The following is a 17,020-nucleotide window of genomic DNA, read 5'->3' on the forward strand; positions in this document are numbered from 1 at the left end:
ACTCCTTACGCTCGCCGGTCGCGTTGCTTTATAACGCAAAGCGTACCGGTCTGGTCGTCCAGCTGTTGGTTACGCCCCGCCAAAAAAGCGAACACGTAGCAAAGGCCGATCAGGGCCAAAAGCAGCCAGGCGATATGGTCGATACGCGCGCCCACCTGGAGCAACAGACCGACACCGAAAGGCCCAAGCGCTGCGATCGTATAGCCGCCGCCCTGAACGAGCCCGGAGAGCTTACCGGCAAGGCCGGCGTTGGCGGTTCGCAGCACCAGAAGGCTCAGCGCCAGGCTGAAACAGCCGCCCTGACCCACGCCCAATAACGCAGCGCCTGGCCACTGCCAGCTAAGCGGGGCGACCATTAGCATGAAAAGTCCCAGTGCGGTAAACGTGAGCATGGCAAAAAGCGCTGGCCGCTGGTCGCGGCCCAGGCGAGCAAGCCAGGGAGCGCTTAGCGCCGAGCCCAGCTGGCAGATGATCGAGACCGCCATGGTCAACCCGGCCTCGCTTTCGCTATAGCCACGATAGACCAAAAGCGTAGGCAGCCAGCCAAACACGATGTAGGCCATGGAAGACTGAATGCCCATGTAAAGCATTACCTGCCAGGTCAGGGGCTGGCGCAAAAGCGCCTTGAGGGATGTTTCCGAAACACTTGAAGTCACCCGCGCAGTCGGCCTGGGGGCAAGCGTTGACCACAGTAAAAGCGTGATGAGCGCTACTCCGCCCCAGCTGACCAGGCTCAACTGCCAGCTTCCCAGCAGGTTGGCCAGCGGCACGGAAAGCCCCGCCCCGAGCGCTCCACCAAAGCAAAGGGCCATGGTGTAGAGCCCGGTCAAAAGGTCAGCACTTTGAGGGAGTTCGCGCTTGACCAGTCCAGGCAGTAGGGTGCCTGCCAGACCAATGGCGGCCCCCGCCATCGCCGTGCCGATGAACAGGGCGCCGGGCAGCGGCCAGGGGCGGATCAAAAGGGCGGTGGTGAGCAGTAAAAGCGCGGCGCTGAGGGCGCGCTCGCTGCCGATTCGCCGCGCGATGAGCGGAGCAAGCGGGGCCGCCAGGCCCAGAAAGAGCACCGGCAGCGTGGTTAAAATACCCGCCGCTGCCGGCGTCAAGCCGGCGCTTTCCTGGAGGCGAGTCAAAAGCGGCGCCACCGATGAAAGCGCGGGGCGTAAGTTCAGCCCCACGACAAACATCAGCAGTATGAAGCTTAGCGTGCGGCGGTTAACCATGACGGCTACTTGAGGTGTGCACGTAGATCGCCGCGGGCGGTGTCCATTAGGGTGATGAAGTGGTAATCACCCGGTACTTCGAGGCAGTCGACGCGGGCGTCGGTACGCATGCCCCGGTTCATATCGAGCCTTTCGAAAATCTCGAGGGTGACCTTGCGCGCCGGCTTATCGCCCGGGGTGATGATTCCGTCTTCGAGGGTAAAGGACTCCAGCAGCGTGGCGCGAACGCGGGTGCTGTTCTCTTCGCTGAGCACGCGGCGAATAAACAGCCAGCCTTCGCACACCAGCGCCGATTCTTCGTCGCTTTCGCGCAGAAACAGCGTGCGGTAGCAAGCGCCTTCGGTGGACGCCTTGTCCGCCATACTGCGATAGGCCTCTACGACCTGTTTGGAGGTTACCTTTGCATCTTCAAGGCGCTGAACCACGCCTTGATGCTCCCGGCTCAACTGCTCCTGGCGTTGAAAAGTCAGCCACTGCCGATAGTCATTGATAAGTTGAGACGACGCCATAATCACTCCCTGAACGTGTGGCCTGAGCCAAAAAATCATAACCTTCGCACATCGCGCTTTTCGGCGCTAGCGGCGACCGCCGCGACGCGAGGTGTTACCCGAGTTGCCACCTTGTTCCTGGCGCCGGCCAGTGGGCTTGCGCTGACCACGGCGGCCGTTTTCGATCGGCTGGGGCTTGGCGTTGGGGTCGGGTTCGAAGCCGGGCTCGATCTTTTTAGGCAGCGTCTGCTTGATCAGCCGCTCGATGCCCGTCAAAAGTGCATGCTCGTCGACGCATACCAACGATACCGCTTCGCCGTTGCTGCCCGCCCGGCCGGTACGGCCAATGCGGTGAACGTAGTCTTCGGAAACGTTAGGCAAGTCGAAGTTGACCACGAAGGGCAGCTCGTCGATATCAAGCCCCCGGGCGGCGATGTCGGTGGCGACCAGTACCTGAAGATCGCCGCTTTTGAACGCGCCCAGCGCTCGGGTGCGCGCGCCCTGGCTTTTGTTGCCGTGGATCGCCATGGCCGGGATGTCCTGCTTTGAAAGCTGTTCGGCCAGGCGGTTGGCGCCGTGTTTGGTGCGCGTGAAGACCAATACCTGAAACCAGCTGTGCTGGGTGATCAAATGCGCCAGTAGCTCGCGCTTTTTATCGCGATCCACCTGGTAGATGGTCTGAACGATCTTTTCCGCGGTAGTGTTGCGCGGCGCGACTTCGACCAGCGCCGGGTTATCCAGTAACTGGTTGGCCAGCGTCTGGATCTCATTGGAGAAGGTGGCCGAGAAGAGCAGGTTCTGTCGCTTGTTCGGCAACAGCTTCAGGATGCGCTTGATATCGTGAATGAAGCCCATGTCGAGCATGCGGTCGGCTTCGTCGAGCACCAGAATCTCGACCTGGGACAGGTCCACGTGGCCCTGCTGCTGTAAGTCCATCAGCCGGCCGGGCGTGGCGATCAGCACGTCGAGGCCTTCTCTTAGCGCTTGTACCTGGGGATTCTGGCCGACACCGCCGAAAATGATGTGCGATTTCAGCGACAGATACTTGCCGTAATCGGAGACGCTCTCGCCGACCTGGGCGGCCAGCTCGCGGGTGGGGGTGAGCACCAGCGCACGTACCTGGCGCTTACCCGGGCGCTTGCCGGTGTTTAGCAGCTGCAGCATGGGCAGGGTGAAGCCTGCTGTCTTGCCCGTTCCCGTCTGGGCGCTTGCCAGCAGATCGCGCCCGGCCAGCACCAGGGGAATGGCTTTTAGCTGGATGGGGGTCGGCTGGGTATAGCCCTGGGTGCTAATGGCGCGTAGTAAGTCGTCCTGCAGACCAAGTTCCGTAAAGCTCATGCGTTCTCCGCCATTGCACGGCAAGAGCGCGTGTGCGCTGTTACCAGGCTAGGGTTCTAAATTGGTTAAAAACACGCGGGTAAGCCCCGCGCGGCAGCGAAGTTTGCCAGATAGCGCGCTTGGCTGCGAGGGGCTTTTGAGAATGTCGCGATTTAGCGGGGGGCTCGAAACCCTGTGCGCCGGTCGAAAATCCCGGCGCGCCAAGGGTGTTGGCCGTTGGGAGAGTTAGAAGTAGCCGCCGGTGCGAAGCTCTTGAGCGATGCCGATGGCGGCCTCGTCGAGGCTTTGGCCAAGGGCGCGTACCAGTGCCGGGTAGCCGTCCTGCATGAGCTCGGTCTCGGCGGAGAAACTCTCCATGGCCAAAAGCTGATTGCCCGCACCGCGCAGTTGCCATTGGCCGCTGACCACCGCGTTGCCATCAAAACGCCCCTGGAACTGGTCCACCTCCAGCGACAGCGTGACGCCGGTGGCCTGGCCGCCCTCGGCGCGCACCACCTGCACCAGCGGAAGTTCCTGGGAGAGGCGCCCGCGCAGCGCTCGCTCGATCTGGCGGCCCAATTCTTCCGCCCATTGGTGTTCGCGAGCCGCGTTCAAGGTGATGTCATCGAGTTGCATGACGATGCCGTCGACATCGAGATAGTGGGCCAGTCGCGGCGTGCGTACCTGCAGCGTGTGCTCGGTGGGCGTGGCGGGGCTCGTGACCTGGGCGGTCGGCAGCATGTAGCGCGCTGGCGGCGACACGCTCGAGGCGCAGCCGCTCAACAGCAACCCAAGACCCAGCAGCGCGACCATTTTTAGTGTTCCATAACGCATGGCGTCATCCTTTTATCGAGGGGCCCGTGGAATCGGGTCCTGCGTGTCCAGGTTGTCGAAAAGCAGCGCCCGGGGATTTTCGTTGAGCGTGCGCGTCAGCGGCTGTAAATCCCGCATCAGGCGGTTGAGCTGTTCGATGGCCGAATTGAGATCCTGATAGGCCGGTGAAGAGGGCGATAGACCTTCAAGGGTCGCGCGAAGCTCTTCGAGGGTGGCGTTCACGTTGCCGCCGAGTGCCTGGGTGTCCGGGTCGCTCAGGATGGCGTTGAGCGAGGCGCTGACCTCGCGGACCTCATTGAGCACGCTTTCCGACGCCTGCAGGTTGCGATCGAGCCCGGCCAGCAGCGGCTCGACCTCGAGCGCATTGAGTTTGTCCAGCAAGCTGGTGACCTGCCCCTGGATTTGTGCAAAGCCGCCCGCCACGGTGGGAAAGACCTTGCGCTCGGAGAACATCTCCAGGGCGTAATCACCGGCCAAGTCGCGCTGGAAGTTAAGATCGACGAAGAGCGCGCCGGTCAGGAGGTTGCCGTTTTTGAGCGAGGCGCGCAGCCCCAGGTCGAACATACGGTTAAAACGCGTTTCCCACTCTTCCAGGTCGATATCGTCGCTTTCGATTCCCAGGCGCTGTGGCTCGATGCGAATCAGCACCGGGATGGCAAACTGCGAGCGCGCGTTGGGCTGGGGGGCGGTAAAGTTCCAGGGCACCGCGGCTACGCTTCCCATGCGCACGCCGCGAAACTCGACCGGCGCGCCGCGGGAGAGCCCGCGCACGGTGTCGTCAACCAGCAGTACGTACTCGAGATAGCGGTTGAACGTGCCTTCGCGGGCGTCGTCTTCATCGCTGTAAAGCGTAAAGCGGGCGTTATTGCTCACCGGCTTGCCCATGGGGACGTCTTCGGGAACGCCAAAGGTGACGCCGCCGCCCAGAAGCGCCTCGATCGACTCGACGTTGACCCGCACGCCGTTGGAGTCGAGGCGAAAATCGATCCCACTGGCGGTCCAAAAGCGCGTGCTTTCGGTCACCAGTTGGGCGTAGGGCTCTTCGATGAAGACCTGATGCTGCATGGTGCGTGACTCCGGGTCGAAGTTGTTGTCTTCGACCCGGCCAACGGTATAGCCCTGATACGACACCGGGTCGCCGACGCGCAGCGAATTGCCCAGCTGGCTGACCAGGCTGATCTGAAGCCCTGCTTGACCGGCCACGGCCACCGGCGGCACATCGCTTAGCTCGAACTCCCGGTGGGGCTCATCGGAGCGGCCGGGCTGAAGCTGGATGTAGGCGCCGGAGAGTACCGTGCCCAGCCCGCTGATACCTTCGCGGCCGATACGTGGTTTGACCACCCAAAAGCGGCTATCTTCGCGCAGCATGGCTTCGGCTTCGGGCTGAATGCGCGCGGTCATGACCGCGTGGGAGAGATCGTCCGAAAGCCGTACGCTCTGAACCAGACCGATTTCCACGTTGCGGCTACGAATCAGGGTATTGCCGGCTTCGATCCCTTCGGCGTTGTTGGCGGTCAGCGTAATCAGCGTCCCCCGGCTGGTATAGTTGTCGTACACCAGCCAAAGCCCGATCACCAGCGCCACGATAGGCACGATCCATATCGGCGACAGACGCGTTTGGCGCGACGCCTTGGCCCGGTTCGGGTCATTCTCCTCCGGCGCTGGCGCTTCGTCGTTCGGGGGTAAATCGTCAGCCATCCACTGATTCCTTGGTCGCAATGTTTAACCGGGTCACGCGCTTGAAACGTGCAGCGCGTGGGGGAGAGGTGTCCCATAAAAGGCGCGGGTCGAAGGTCATCGCCGCCAACATGGTCAGGACCACTACCGCGCCAAAGGCAAGTGCTGCCGGGCCCGGTGTGATCGACATCAATGAGCCGGCGCGAATTAGCGCCACCAAAATGGCAACGACGAAGACGTCGACCATCGACCAGCGTCCGATGAACTCCGTCAGCCGATAAAGCCGGGTGCGGCTCTGGGCGTGGAATTCGCTACTGCGCCGAACGACCAGGCATAGCCAGGCCAGCGCGAAAAGCTTGCCTACCGGTACGATGACACTGGCAATGAAAATAACGGCTGCCACCGGCCAGGACCCCATCTGAATGAGCTGCACCACACCGCCTATAATCGTCGAAGGCGAGCTGCTGCCCAGGCTCGTGGTGGTCATAATAGGGTAAAGGTTGGCTGGAATATACATGACGGTGGCGGCGAACAGCAGCGCCCAGGTGCGCTGCAGACTGTGCGGTACGCGCTTGTGCAGCTTTTCATGGCAGCGCAGGCAACGTGCCTTGCCCTTTGCCGGCATACGGTTGACCAGCCCACAGGTGGGGCAGCCGGTCACGCCCTGAGCGGCGGCAGTGGTGCCGGTCTGGGTGCCCTCCGGTGCCAGCGGCTCGCCTTCGAGTGAAAACCACATCCAGTCGGCGTCCAGCGACTGGCTGGTTTTTAGCAGTAAAAGGGCGAAGATGCAGAACGCCCAGAAAGAGATCCCCAACTGGATTTGAGCAAGCCCGGCGACCTTGATCAGACTCACTAAGGCGCCAATGATGAAAACGTCTGCCATCATCCAGGGCACGAAGTGGGCAAGCGAGCGGGCGATATCGCGACTAAAGGGCATGTGGCGCCCGCGCAACAGGCCGTATTGTAGCCAAATCACGCCGAACAAATAGAGCGCGGGGAGTACCACAATGGTCATGATCACCGCGATGGCAACGACCGGCTGGTGAAATGCGATCAGCGTGGTGGCTGTTTGGGAAAGCTCGATGCGGTTGCTCACGCCGCTGACGTTGAAGCTAACAAAGGGGAACGATACCGCGATGATCAACGCGATCAATGACGCCACGGCCAGTGCCATGCTGCGCTGGGCGGGGTAGCGGTGACGCTTGACTAAAACATGGGAGCAGCGTGGGCAGGTGGCTTTTTCGCCGGAGCCCAGCGGCGGTAAAGCGCTCACCCAGTCGCACTCATGGCAGGCGCGCAGGCGCCGCCGTCTTGGCGTTTCCGGCGGCTGGGTGTCGACCAGCGGCGGAGAAAGCGGGAGATAGGGCCGTGCCTTGAACCGGGAGTAGCGCAATTCAATAGTCTCAACGTTGCCTGGTGATCGATTAATACGTTGGGCGGGCAGGGCTGTCAAACGCTTGCGGGCGTATTTGAATCAACGGCGTGCTTGACCCGGCCACTGCCTTGGACAACGATGCAGGCGCGTTCGCCTTTTCTAGCCTACCCATTTTAAGGAACTGCCATGTTGCTTGCCTGTTTAGCGGTCGTGATCGGATTGGTGCTGCTTATATGGAGCGCCGAAAAATTCATCGATGGCGCCGCCGCGACTTCCCGCTGGCTGGGGCTCTCCCCGCTCTTGATCGGTATGCTGGTGATCGGTTTTGGGACGTCGGCTCCGGAGATGATGGTCTCGGTGTTGGCGGCATTGCAGGGTAACCCGGGCCTGGCGGTGGGTAACGCTTACGGCTCGAACATTGCCAATATGGGGCTGGTGCTGGGTTTCGTTGCGTTAATGGCGCCGTTGGCGGTGCATTCGAGCGTCATTCGTAAAGAGATGCCGCTGCTGGTGGGGGTCATGCTGTTGACCGGCTATATGTTGTTCGACGGCTGGGTGACGCGTATCGAGGCGGTCATTTTGCTGGTGGCGTTGACGCTATTTATCGGGATAAGTATCTGGCGCTCGCGCGCTAAACACGAGGACCCCCTCGAGACGGAAGTGGCCGAGACGTTGGATCAAAAGCCCATGTCCAAAGGCAAGTCGATCGCCTGGACGCTGATCGGGCTGGTACTGTTGATTGCCAGCTCGCGCATGTTGGTATGGGGCGCGGTCGAAATAGCGGGCGCGTTCGGCGTGAGCGATTTGATCATTGGCTTGACGGTGGTGGCAGTGGGTACTTCGTTACCCGAGCTTGCCTCGAGCATCAGTGCATTACGGCGCAACGAGCACGATATGGTACTGGGCAACGTGGTGGGCTCTAATCTGTTCAACAGCCTGGCGGTGGTGGGGCTTGCTGGTGTGATCGCCCCGATCGAGGCAGGTCGCGAGGTGTTGGTGCGCGATTGGAGCGTAATGAGCTGCATGACGCTCTTAATGGTACTTTTCGCGTTCTCCTGGCGCGGCAGACCCCGGCGTATCAATCGTTTAGAGGGCGGCGTGCTACTCGCCTCCTTTTTGGGCTACACCGGATATATGGTCAGTATCGTGGTAATGAGCTGACCAATATCAGCGTAAATTGATGTGTGTCATTGTGACACGCAATAACGCATAGAGAACGGTGCCAGGTGGGCGTGAAGTCAGTAAGATAGGCCCATGAGTAAAGATTAGCCAGGTCTTGATAAAAACAAACGCCCCAGGGCACGATCAGGCTTTTATTACCCATGGGCGTCATACTATTCCCCGGTTTCAGGAGAGTGTCATGGAACTCGACCCCTTAATGCTGTCGCGACTACAGTTCGCGTTCATTGTGTGTTTTCACACTATCTTCCCCGTCTTCACGATAGGGTTAGCGTCCTACATTGCACTACTGCACGGCCTGTTCTTCAAAACCGAGAATCCCGCCTGGGACCGCTTGGCACTTTTCTGGACGAAAGTGTTCGCGGTGGTGTTTGCCATGGGCGTGGTGTCGGGCATCGTCATGTCCTTCCAGTTCGGTACCAACTGGAGCAACTTCTCGTTTGCCGCGTCCAACTTCATTGGACCGATGCTAAGCTACGAAGTGGTTACTGCCTTCTTCCTCGAAGCAGCCTTTTTGGGGGTTTTGCTTTTTGGACGCGGCAAGGTGCCGGAAGGCGTTCATCTGTTCTCGGCGGCCATGGTGGCGTTGGGCACCTTCATCTCTGCGTTCTGGATCCTTTCCGCCAATAGCTGGATGCAAACCCCAGCCGGGGTCGAGCTGATCGATAACCGCTTCTACGTCACGTCCTGGACCGAAGCGATTTTCAATCCCTCCTTCCCGTATCGCTTCTTCCATATGGCCATGGCGTCCTTCATTACGGGTGGTTTCGTGGTAGCGGGCATCAGTGCCTGGTTTTTGCTACGCGGCCGCGACGTGCCGGCCAATCGTCGGGCGCTCTCCATGTGCCTTTGGATGCTGCTCTTCCTGACCCCTGCTCAGGCAGTGATTGGCGATTACCACGGTCTCAATACGCTTGAGTACCAGCCCACTAAAGTGGCCGCCATGGAAGGACACTGGGAAACCACCTCTAACGTGCCGCTTTTATTGTTCGCCCTGCCGGATCAGGACGCTCAAGAGAACCGCTTCGCGCTGGGGATCCCTAATCTAGCGAGCATCATCCTGACCCACTCCATCGACGGTGAGATCCCGGGTATCAGCGAAGTGCCGCCGGAAGAGCAGCCGCCGGTGGCGCTGGTGTTCTGGTCGTTTCGTGTGATGGTGGCAATCGGCCTTTTGATGATCGCTGTAGCGTTTGCGGGATTGCTGCTACGCCGTGGTGGCCGTGTATATGAAAACAAAGCGTTTCTTAAAACGCTGGTGAGTATGATTTCACTGCCGTTCATTGCCGTGTTGGCCGGGTGGATCGTTACCGAATCCGGCCGGGCACCGTGGCTGGTCTACGGCATGATGACCCAAGCCCAGGGCTTGACGCCGTCGCTGACTGGCTGGATGGCCCTCGCTACGCTGATTGGCTACGTGCTGGTGTACGCGGTGGTGTTTTACGCCGGCCTTTACTACCTCACTCGCGTGGTGCGTAACGGTATGCTGCCCAACGCGGCTCAGGCCGAGGTCGACCCCGACGCCAACCGTCCCAAGCGTCCGCTTTCCGCCGCACACACTCCGTTTGACGACGACGTCGAGCCGGTAAGGAGCTAGTCATGGAAATGTTCGATTTATCTATCATCTGGGCCGGCATTATTGGTTTCGGCGTGATCATGTACGTACTGATGGATGGTTTCGATCTCGGGGTGGGTATTCTCTTTCCCTTCGCCCCGGACGAAGATTCCCGTGACGTGATGATGAACTCGGTCGCCCCGGTATGGGACGGCAACGAAACCTGGCTCGTGCTGGGTGGGGCCGGGCTTCTCGGCGCCTTCCCGCTGGTCTACTCGGTCTTTTTGCCCGCGCTCTATATTGGCGTATTCCTGCTGTTGGCCGGGCTGATCTTTCGCGGTATCGCCTTCGAGTTTCGCTTCAAATCGCGGCGTAATCGCAGTTGGTGGAATTGGTCGTTCGCCGGCGGGTCGATGCTCGCCTCGTTTGCCCAGGGGGCCGTCGTGGGTGCCTACATTCAGGGCTTCCCGGTAGAAGACTTCGTCTATGTCGGTGGTGCGTTCGACTGGTTGACGCCGTTCTCCGTGCTGACCGGGCTTGGCCTGATGGCCGGCTACGCGCTGCTGGGGTCGACCTGGATGATCATGAAAACCGAAGGCTATATCCAGGCATGGGCGTATAAAATCACCCCGATGCTGCTCGTTGCTGTACTGGCCGTGTTTGCGATCATCAGCGTCTGGACCCCGTTTATCGACAACATGGTGTGGGAGCGCTGGTTCGGCTCCTTGCGCTTTATCTGGATCTTCCCGGTGCTGGCACTGCTGTGTGCGTTCGCCGTTTTCAGAAGCGTTCAGAACAAGAGCGAAGGGGTGCCGTTCGTCGCCACCGTCGGTATCTACATCTTTACCTATCTGGGCCTGATCTTTAGCAAGTGGCCGATCATCGTGCCGCCCAACTATACGCTTTGGGACGCCGCCTCGGCGCCGGAATCTCAGCTGTTCCTGCTCATCGGTGTGCTCTTTGTGATCCCCGTCGTGCTGGCCTATACCGCTTGGACCTACTGGGTGTTCCGCGGCAAGGTACGCGTTGGTGAGGGGTACCACTAAGCCTATGAGGGGTAATAACCAAAACCCTGAGCTGGTAACGCCGCGCCACTTTCTTAAAACGCTGGCCCAACAAGAACGAAAAAGGCTAGCGGGCGCGGCGGCCTGCGGGGTGTTGGCCGGGACCAGTACCGCCATCTTGCTGGTGGGGCTGGCCTGGCTCGTCGATCAAATCCTTTTGCAGAATCGGCCACTGGCCTCGCTTGGCGAGGCCTTTTTAGCGCTTATGGGCCTGGTCGTACTGCGCGCACTTTTTCAATGGGGTCAGGAAGTATTGGGGCTCGAGGCAAGCCTTCGGATTCGCCAGCGGGTTAGAAAAGAGCTGATGGCGAAGCTTTCAAGCCTCGGTCCCTTGTGGCTGACCCGTCACCAAAGCGGGGCGCTTGCCACCCAGGTGGTCGAGCACGTCGACGCGCTGGAAGGCTACTTTGCCCGCTTTCATCCCCAACTTCGTATCGTGCTGCTGGTGCCGCTGATTATCGCCTGCATCGTTGGTGCGCTCGATTACCTGGTCGTCATTTTCCTGTTGCTTTCCGCGCCGCTCATCCCGATTTTCATGGCGCTGGTGGGTATGAGTGCGGAACGCTTGAACCGCGAGCAGTTCGGCGCGGTCTCGAGGCTCTCGGCCCACTTCGTGGACCGGGTAAGGGGCATGAGTACACTGCAGCTTTTTGGGCGCACAGCGAAAGCGCGTCGCGACGTGTGGTATGCCACCGACGAGTACCGTCGTTTGAGCATGAAAACGCTGCGTCTTGCGTTTCTCTCTTCGGCGGTACTCGAGTTCTTTGCTTCTGTGGCGATTGCGGTGGTGGCCATGTACGTCGGCTTTGGCCTGCTTGGTTACATCGATTACGGCCCGGCGACCTCGTTAACGCTTTTCTCCGGGCTTGGGGTGTTGCTGCTGGCGCCGGAGTTTTTCCAACCGCTGCGCACGCTTTCTCAACACTACCACGACCGCGCGGCGGCGCTGGGCGCGGCGGAAAGCCTCGTGTTTATCCTAAATGAGCCCGACTGGCTGGCAGTGCCCGGCAATACCCCACAAAGCGCCCCGGCGCTTTGCGAACTCGATGATGTCAGCGTGGGTTACGGCCAGAGCGAGCCCATTCTGAGTCAGGTGTCGCTGGTGCTTGCCCCGGGGGATGTCGTTGCTCTAACCGGAGCCTCGGGCAGCGGAAAGTCATCGCTTTTAGCGCTTTTAGCGGGCTTCATGCCCCCCCGTGAAGGCGAGCTTCGCTGCGCGCAGGCGCTAACGGTTGCCTGGCTGGATCAAAGCCCCTGTTTGCTTCAGGGAAGCCTTGCGGAGAACCTGAGGCTGGCCAATCCAAGCGCAACCGAAAACGATCTGTTCGATGCGCTGACGCGCGCAGGGCTCAAGGAGCTTCTGGCTGCGCTTCCCGAGGGGCTCGATACCCCGCTTGGCGAGCGCGGTGTAGGACTCTCCGGCGGCCAGGCCCAGCGGCTGGCCTTGGCGCGTGTCTATTTGAGCCCGGCGCCGCTGGTGCTGCTCGATGAGCCGACCGCCAATTTGGATAACGCGACCGAGGCGCTGGTGATTGAAGCGCTTCATGCGTGGGCGAAAGCGGGGCGCACGCTGGTCATCGCCACCCATCACCAGCAGGTCATGTCGATCGCAACCCGCCATTTTCACTGTGAAAGCGCCCATGTGCGGGAGGTAGCTTTATGAAAGACCTTTACCAGGCGTTCCGCCCTTGGCTTTTTTTGCTGACGCGCCGCCGCCGGCCCTTTTTCATGGGCGCGCTGCTGCTGCTGGTGACGCTGCTGGCGGGGCTTGCTCTTTTAGGGCTTTCGGGCTGGTTCATCACCGCCTGCGCGCTGGCCGGTCTTGCGCTGGCAGCGGGGCTGCCAACGACGCTCGATATCTACGTTCCCGGGGGCGGGATCCGTTTTTTTGCACTGCTACGCACCGTCGCCCGCTATGTCGAGCGGCTTTATAACCATAATACGGTGTTGACCCTTTTGGCCGATCTGCGCCACAAGGTATTTGGCTATCTCACTCATATGGATGCCGCCACTTTGGGCCGCCGCCGGGCGAGCGATTGGCTCACCCGTCTCACCGCGGATATCGACACCCTGGATAATTTCTATCTGCGGCTTTTGATACCGCCCTTCGTGGCGCTTGCGGCGATTATCGTCGTGTCGCTATTTACGGCTCTTTGGCTGCCCGGGCTTGCGGTCGTCGTTGGGCTGACGCTCGGCGCGCTCTGGGTCGTGCTCACCCTGGGCTTTGCCTGGCTGGGGTTTCGTCAAAGCTATCAGCAGGTGCGCGATCAGGGGGCGCTGCGCAACCTGGTGCTCGATCAAATCCAGGCGCGCGCGGAGCTTACAAGCTATCAAACCAATGATTGGCACCAGCAAAAAATCGATGCGCTCGAAGCGCGGGCCGCCACCAATCAGCGGCTTTTAGCACTAAAGGCGGCGTTGGGTAATGCGCTGATTCTTCTGGTCACGGGGGCGCTTTTAGTCGGCGTGATGTGGTTTGTAAGTCAGCCGGGTATTCAGCAAGCGGTCAGCGCCCCTATCGCGGTGATGATACTGCTGCTCGTTTTGGGCAGTAACGAGATATTCACCGCGTTGCCTTCCTCCTTCATCAAGCTGGGGGCAAGCTATGCAAGTGTCCAGCGTTTGAATCAGCTAACGCCTTCTCAGACCGAGAACGCGGAGCGTGCCTCACCTGTACTACCCGGCGACCAAGTGGGCTACGCGATCGCCCTCGAGCAGGTAAGCTACTGCTACCCGGGCATGCTGGAGCCGGCCCTGGAAGGCGTATCCTTTGATGTTCCTGCCGGCGCGCGCATCGCGATTACCGGCGTGTCCGGCGCGGGTAAGTCGACGCTTGCTCATCTGCTTCTCGGGCGTATCGCCCCGAGCAAAGGCAGCGTGAGCGTTGCTGGCCAGCCCGCCAACGCACTGGCATCGGATGAGCGCGCTCAGCACTTTGCGTTTCTTTCCCAGCAGGTCGACCTTTTTGACGCCACCCTTGCCGATAATCTGCGCCTGGCCGATGAGTCCGCCGATGACCAGGCGCTTTGGCAGGTGTTGGAGCGTGTTGGTCTGGATGACTGGGCGCGTAGCCAGCCCAATGGGTTACAAACGCCGGTAGGCGAGAAGGGGCGTCAACTTTCAGGCGGCCAAGCCCGCCGAGTGGCACTGGCAAGGCTTTTTCTTCGCGACCCGCAAGTGGTGCTACTGGACGAGCCGTTTGCCGGTGTCGACATCGAGACCGCCCGCCATCTTGCTGACTCCCTCGACCAGTGGCTTACAGGGCGAACGGCCATCTACTTTATTCACCAGGTCGATGATGTATCGCTGTTACCCGGGCTCACGTATAGTTATTCGCTTCGCCACGGCCAGCTCATAAGTGGCCAGCGCATGGCGACGTGTTAGCAATAGGGGAATGTAATGCAAGAGTTTTTACGCCAACTGCCCAAGGCAGAGCTCCACTTACATATCGAGGGCTCTATCGAACCGGAGCTGATGTTCGCGCTTGCCAAGCGCAACGGCATCGCGCTCGATTACGCCACTATCGATGATGTCAAAGCAGCGTATCAGTTCGAAAACCTGCAGGGGTTTTTGGATCTCTATTACCAGGGCATGAACGTACTACGCACTCAGCAGGATTTTTATGATCTGGCGCTCGACTACTTCAAGCGTGCCCGGGGTGAAGGTGTCGTGCATATCGACATGCACTTCGACCCCCAGGCACACCTGAGCCGGGGCGTAACCCTCGACGTCGTTATGGGCGGGCTGCTTCAGGCCAAACAGGAAGCCGAGGCGTCGCTGGATCTTTCCGTCGGGATGATCATGGCGTTTCTTCGCGACCGTTCGGCCGACGAAGCGTTGGACGTATTCGAGAAGGCCGCCCCTTACTGGAAAGAACTCGACGCCGTTGGTCTCGACAGCGCGGAGTACGACAACCCGCCTGGCCAGTTCAAAGCGGTTTTTGATCGCGCCCGGGAAGAAGGCATCCGCTGCGTTGCCCACGCGGGGGAGGAGGGGCCGGCGGAGTACATTCGTCAAGCTCTCGATGAGCTCAAGATCGTTCGCGTGGACCACGGTGTTCGCTGCCTGGAAGACAGTGAGCTGGTCGAGCGCCTTCGTCGTGAGCAAATCGTGCTGACGGTTTGTCCGCTCTCCAACGTGAGCTTGAAGGTGGTCGATCAGCTTCATCAGCACCCGCTGCCCAAACTGCTCGAAGAGGGCTTGAAGGTAACGATCAGCTCGGACGACCCGGCCTATTTTGGCGGTGGCCTGCTTGCCAACCATATGGCCTGTCTCGACGCGTTTGGCTGGAGCAAGGCAACGTTTCATCAGCTAAACCGAAACGCCCTTGAAGAAGCCTTCATGAACGTGGAGCGACGGCAAGCGTTACTCGCACGCTTGGATCAGGCAATTAATTGAGAAAAGCACACGCCAAAGGGTTGACGTATAACCATAAGTGAGTAGAATACGCCCCACATCGAACGGGCAGCGCCCTTCGGTAGCTCTTTAACAATTTGATCAGGTAATTCATGTGGGCGTTTGCCGATGAGGGTGACAAATCACCTTATATCAAGGCAAGCGCACAAGAAGAGTTTTCGAATTCTTCAAATTCGTTTGAACCTTGAGCCAGGATTGATTCGCCTCTGTTGCTTTCGAGCGACAGGCAAGAATCACAATGATTTTAAACTGAAGAGTTTGATCATGGCTCAGATTGAACGCTGGCGGCAGGCTTAACACATGCAAGTCGAGCGGTAACAGGTCCAGCTTGCTGGACGCTGACGAGCGGCGGACGGGTGAGTAATGCATAGGAATCTACCCGGTAGTGGGGGATAACCTGGGGAAACCCAGGCTAATACCGCATACGTCCTACGGGAGAAAGGGGGCTTTGGCTCCCGCTATCGGATGAGCCTATGTCGGATTAGCTGGTTGGTGAGGTAACGGCTCACCAAGGCAACGATCCGTAGCTGGTCTGAGAGGATGATCAGCCACATCGGGACTGAGACACGGCCCGAACTCCTACGGGAGGCAGCAGTGGGGAATATTGGACAATGGGCGCAAGCCTGATCCAGCCATGCCGCGTGTGTGAAGAAGGCTTTCGGGTTGTAAAGCACTTTCAGCGAGGAAGAACGCCTGGCGGTTAATACCCGCCAGGAAAGACATCACTCGCAGAAGAAGCACCGGCTAACTCCGTGCCAGCAGCCGCGGTAATACGGAGGGTGCAAGCGTTAATCGGAATTACTGGGCGTAAAGCGCGCGTAGGTGGCATGACAAGCCGGTTGTGAAAGCCCCGGGCTCAACCTGGGAACGGCATCCGGAACTGTCACGCTAGAGTGCAGGAGAGGAAGGTGGAATTCCCGGTGTAGCGGTGAAATGCGTAGAGATCGGGAGGAATACCAGTGGCGAAGGCGGCCTTCTGGACTGACACTGACACTGAGGTGCGAAAGCGTGGGTAGCAAACAGGATTAGATACCCTGGTAGTCCACGCCGTAAACGATGTCGACCAGCCGTTGGGTGCCTTGTGCACTTTGTGGCGAAGTTAACGCGATAAGTCGACCGCCTGGGGAGTACGGCCGCAAGGTTAAAACTCAAATGAATTGACGGGGGCCCGCACAAGCGGTGGAGCATGTGGTTTAATTCGATGCAACGCGAAGAACCTTACCTACCCTTGACATCCTGCGAACCCGGGAGAGATCCCGGGGTGTCTTCGGAAACGCAGAGACAGGTGCTGCATGGCTGTCGTCAGCTCGTGTTGTGAAATGTTGGGTTAAGTCCCGTAACGAGCGCAACCCTTGTCCCTATTTGCCAGCACGTAATGGTGGGAACTCTAGGGAGACTGCCGGTGACAAACCGGAGGAAGGTGGGGACGACGTCAAGTCATCATGGCCCTTACGGGTAGGGCTACACACGTGCTACAATGGCCGGTACAAAGGGCTGCGAACTCGCGAGAGTAAGCGAATCCCAGAAAGCCGGTCTCAGTCCGGATCGGAGTCTGCAACTCGACTCCGTGAAGTCGGAATCGCTAGTAATCGTGGATCAGAATGCCACGGTGAATACGTTCCCGGGCCTTGTACACACCGCCCGTCACACCATGGGAGTGGACTGCACCAGAAGTGGTTAGCCTAACTTTGGAGGGCGATCACCACGGTGTGGTTCATGACTGGGGTGAAGTCGTAACAAGGTAGCCGTAGGGGAACCTGCGGCTGGATCACCTCCTTAAACGATGCGTCATCCTCCCGGCAAGCGCTCACAATGAATTACCTGATCAAGTGATAGAGCAAACGGTTGATGCACGATCCCCTCTTGGGTCTGTAGCTCAGTTGGTTAGAGCGCAC

The 17,020-nt window shown here is 59.6% G+C and carries 12 protein-coding genes and 1 rRNA gene; 7 read left to right on the forward strand and 6 right to left on the reverse strand.

Annotated elements, in window-relative coordinates; all coding sequences use genetic code 11:
- Positions 1-5: 5 nt before the first annotated feature.
- The 6 genes from ACWHRL_RS07500 to ACWHRL_RS07525 all read right to left on the reverse strand — a co-directional run bounded on the left by ACWHRL_RS07500 (position 6) and on the right by ACWHRL_RS07525 (position 6,929).
- On the reverse strand, positions 6-1,220 hold the full coding sequence (locus ACWHRL_RS07500) for an MFS transporter (RefSeq protein WP_447895865.1): 1,215 nt from the start codon (positions 1,218-1,220) through the stop codon (positions 6-8).
- Between the two features lie 5 nt (positions 1,221-1,225).
- Positions 1,226-1,729, reverse strand: a complete 504-nt coding sequence (locus ACWHRL_RS07505) for a hypothetical protein (protein ID WP_447895866.1) — start codon at positions 1,727-1,729, stop codon at positions 1,226-1,228.
- Positions 1,730-1,795: 66 nt separating this feature from the next.
- Positions 1,796-3,046, reverse strand: a complete 1,251-nt coding sequence (locus tag ACWHRL_RS07510; RefSeq protein ID WP_447895867.1) for a DEAD/DEAH box helicase — start codon at positions 3,044-3,046, stop codon at positions 1,796-1,798.
- Positions 3,047-3,271: 225 nt separating this feature from the next.
- Positions 3,272-3,859 carry a PqiC family protein gene (locus ACWHRL_RS07515; protein WP_447528614.1) on the reverse strand — a complete coding sequence of 196 codons (588 nt, stop codon included), beginning with the start codon at positions 3,857-3,859 and terminating at the stop codon, positions 3,272-3,274.
- A 12-nt stretch (positions 3,860-3,871) separates the two neighbouring features.
- Positions 3,872-5,557: an intermembrane transport protein PqiB gene (gene pqiB, locus ACWHRL_RS07520; RefSeq protein WP_447895868.1), complete on the reverse strand. Its 1,686-nt coding sequence runs from the start codon at positions 5,555-5,557 to the stop codon at positions 3,872-3,874.
- Positions 5,550-6,929, reverse strand: coding sequence for a PqiA/YebS family transporter subunit (locus ACWHRL_RS07525; RefSeq protein WP_447528616.1), 1,380 nt, complete (start codon positions 6,927-6,929; stop codon positions 5,550-5,552). Before ACWHRL_RS07525 ends, pqiB begins: the two co-directional genes overlap by 8 nt.
- 168 nt (positions 6,930-7,097) lie before the next feature.
- On the opposite strand from ACWHRL_RS07525, the gene ACWHRL_RS07530 reads away from it, so the two are divergent.
- From ACWHRL_RS07530 to ACWHRL_RS07560, 7 genes are all read left to right on the forward strand, one after another.
- Positions 7,098-8,072: a calcium/sodium antiporter gene (locus ACWHRL_RS07530; protein WP_447528617.1), complete on the forward strand. Its 975-nt coding sequence runs from the start codon at positions 7,098-7,100 to the stop codon at positions 8,070-8,072.
- Positions 8,073-8,271: 199 nt separating this feature from the next.
- Positions 8,272-9,687 carry a cytochrome ubiquinol oxidase subunit I gene (locus tag ACWHRL_RS07535; protein WP_447528618.1) on the forward strand — a complete coding sequence of 472 codons (1,416 nt, stop codon included), beginning with the start codon at positions 8,272-8,274 and terminating at the stop codon, positions 9,685-9,687.
- Positions 9,688-9,689: 2 nt separating this feature from the next.
- Positions 9,690-10,691, forward strand: a complete 1,002-nt coding sequence (gene cydB, locus ACWHRL_RS07540) for a cytochrome d ubiquinol oxidase subunit II (protein ID WP_447528619.1) — start codon at positions 9,690-9,692, stop codon at positions 10,689-10,691.
- A gap of 4 nt (positions 10,692-10,695) precedes the next feature.
- Positions 10,696-12,372 (forward strand): thiol reductant ABC exporter subunit CydD, encoded by a 1,677-nt coding sequence (gene cydD / locus ACWHRL_RS07545; protein WP_447895869.1) that lies wholly within the window; start codon positions 10,696-10,698, stop codon positions 12,370-12,372.
- Positions 12,369-14,093, forward strand: a complete 1,725-nt coding sequence (gene cydC / locus ACWHRL_RS07550; RefSeq protein ID WP_447895870.1) for a thiol reductant ABC exporter subunit CydC — start codon at positions 12,369-12,371, stop codon at positions 14,091-14,093. Before cydD ends, cydC begins: the two co-directional genes overlap by 4 nt.
- A gap of 15 nt (positions 14,094-14,108) precedes the next feature.
- Positions 14,109-15,107 (forward strand): adenosine deaminase, encoded by a 999-nt coding sequence (locus ACWHRL_RS07555; protein WP_447895871.1) that lies wholly within the window; start codon positions 14,109-14,111, stop codon positions 15,105-15,107.
- Between the two features lie 264 nt (positions 15,108-15,371).
- Positions 15,372-16,904 (forward strand): 16S ribosomal RNA (locus ACWHRL_RS07560).
- Positions 16,905-17,020: the final 116 nt, after the last annotated feature.

This window comes from Vreelandella sp. GE22 (assembly GCF_968212445.1).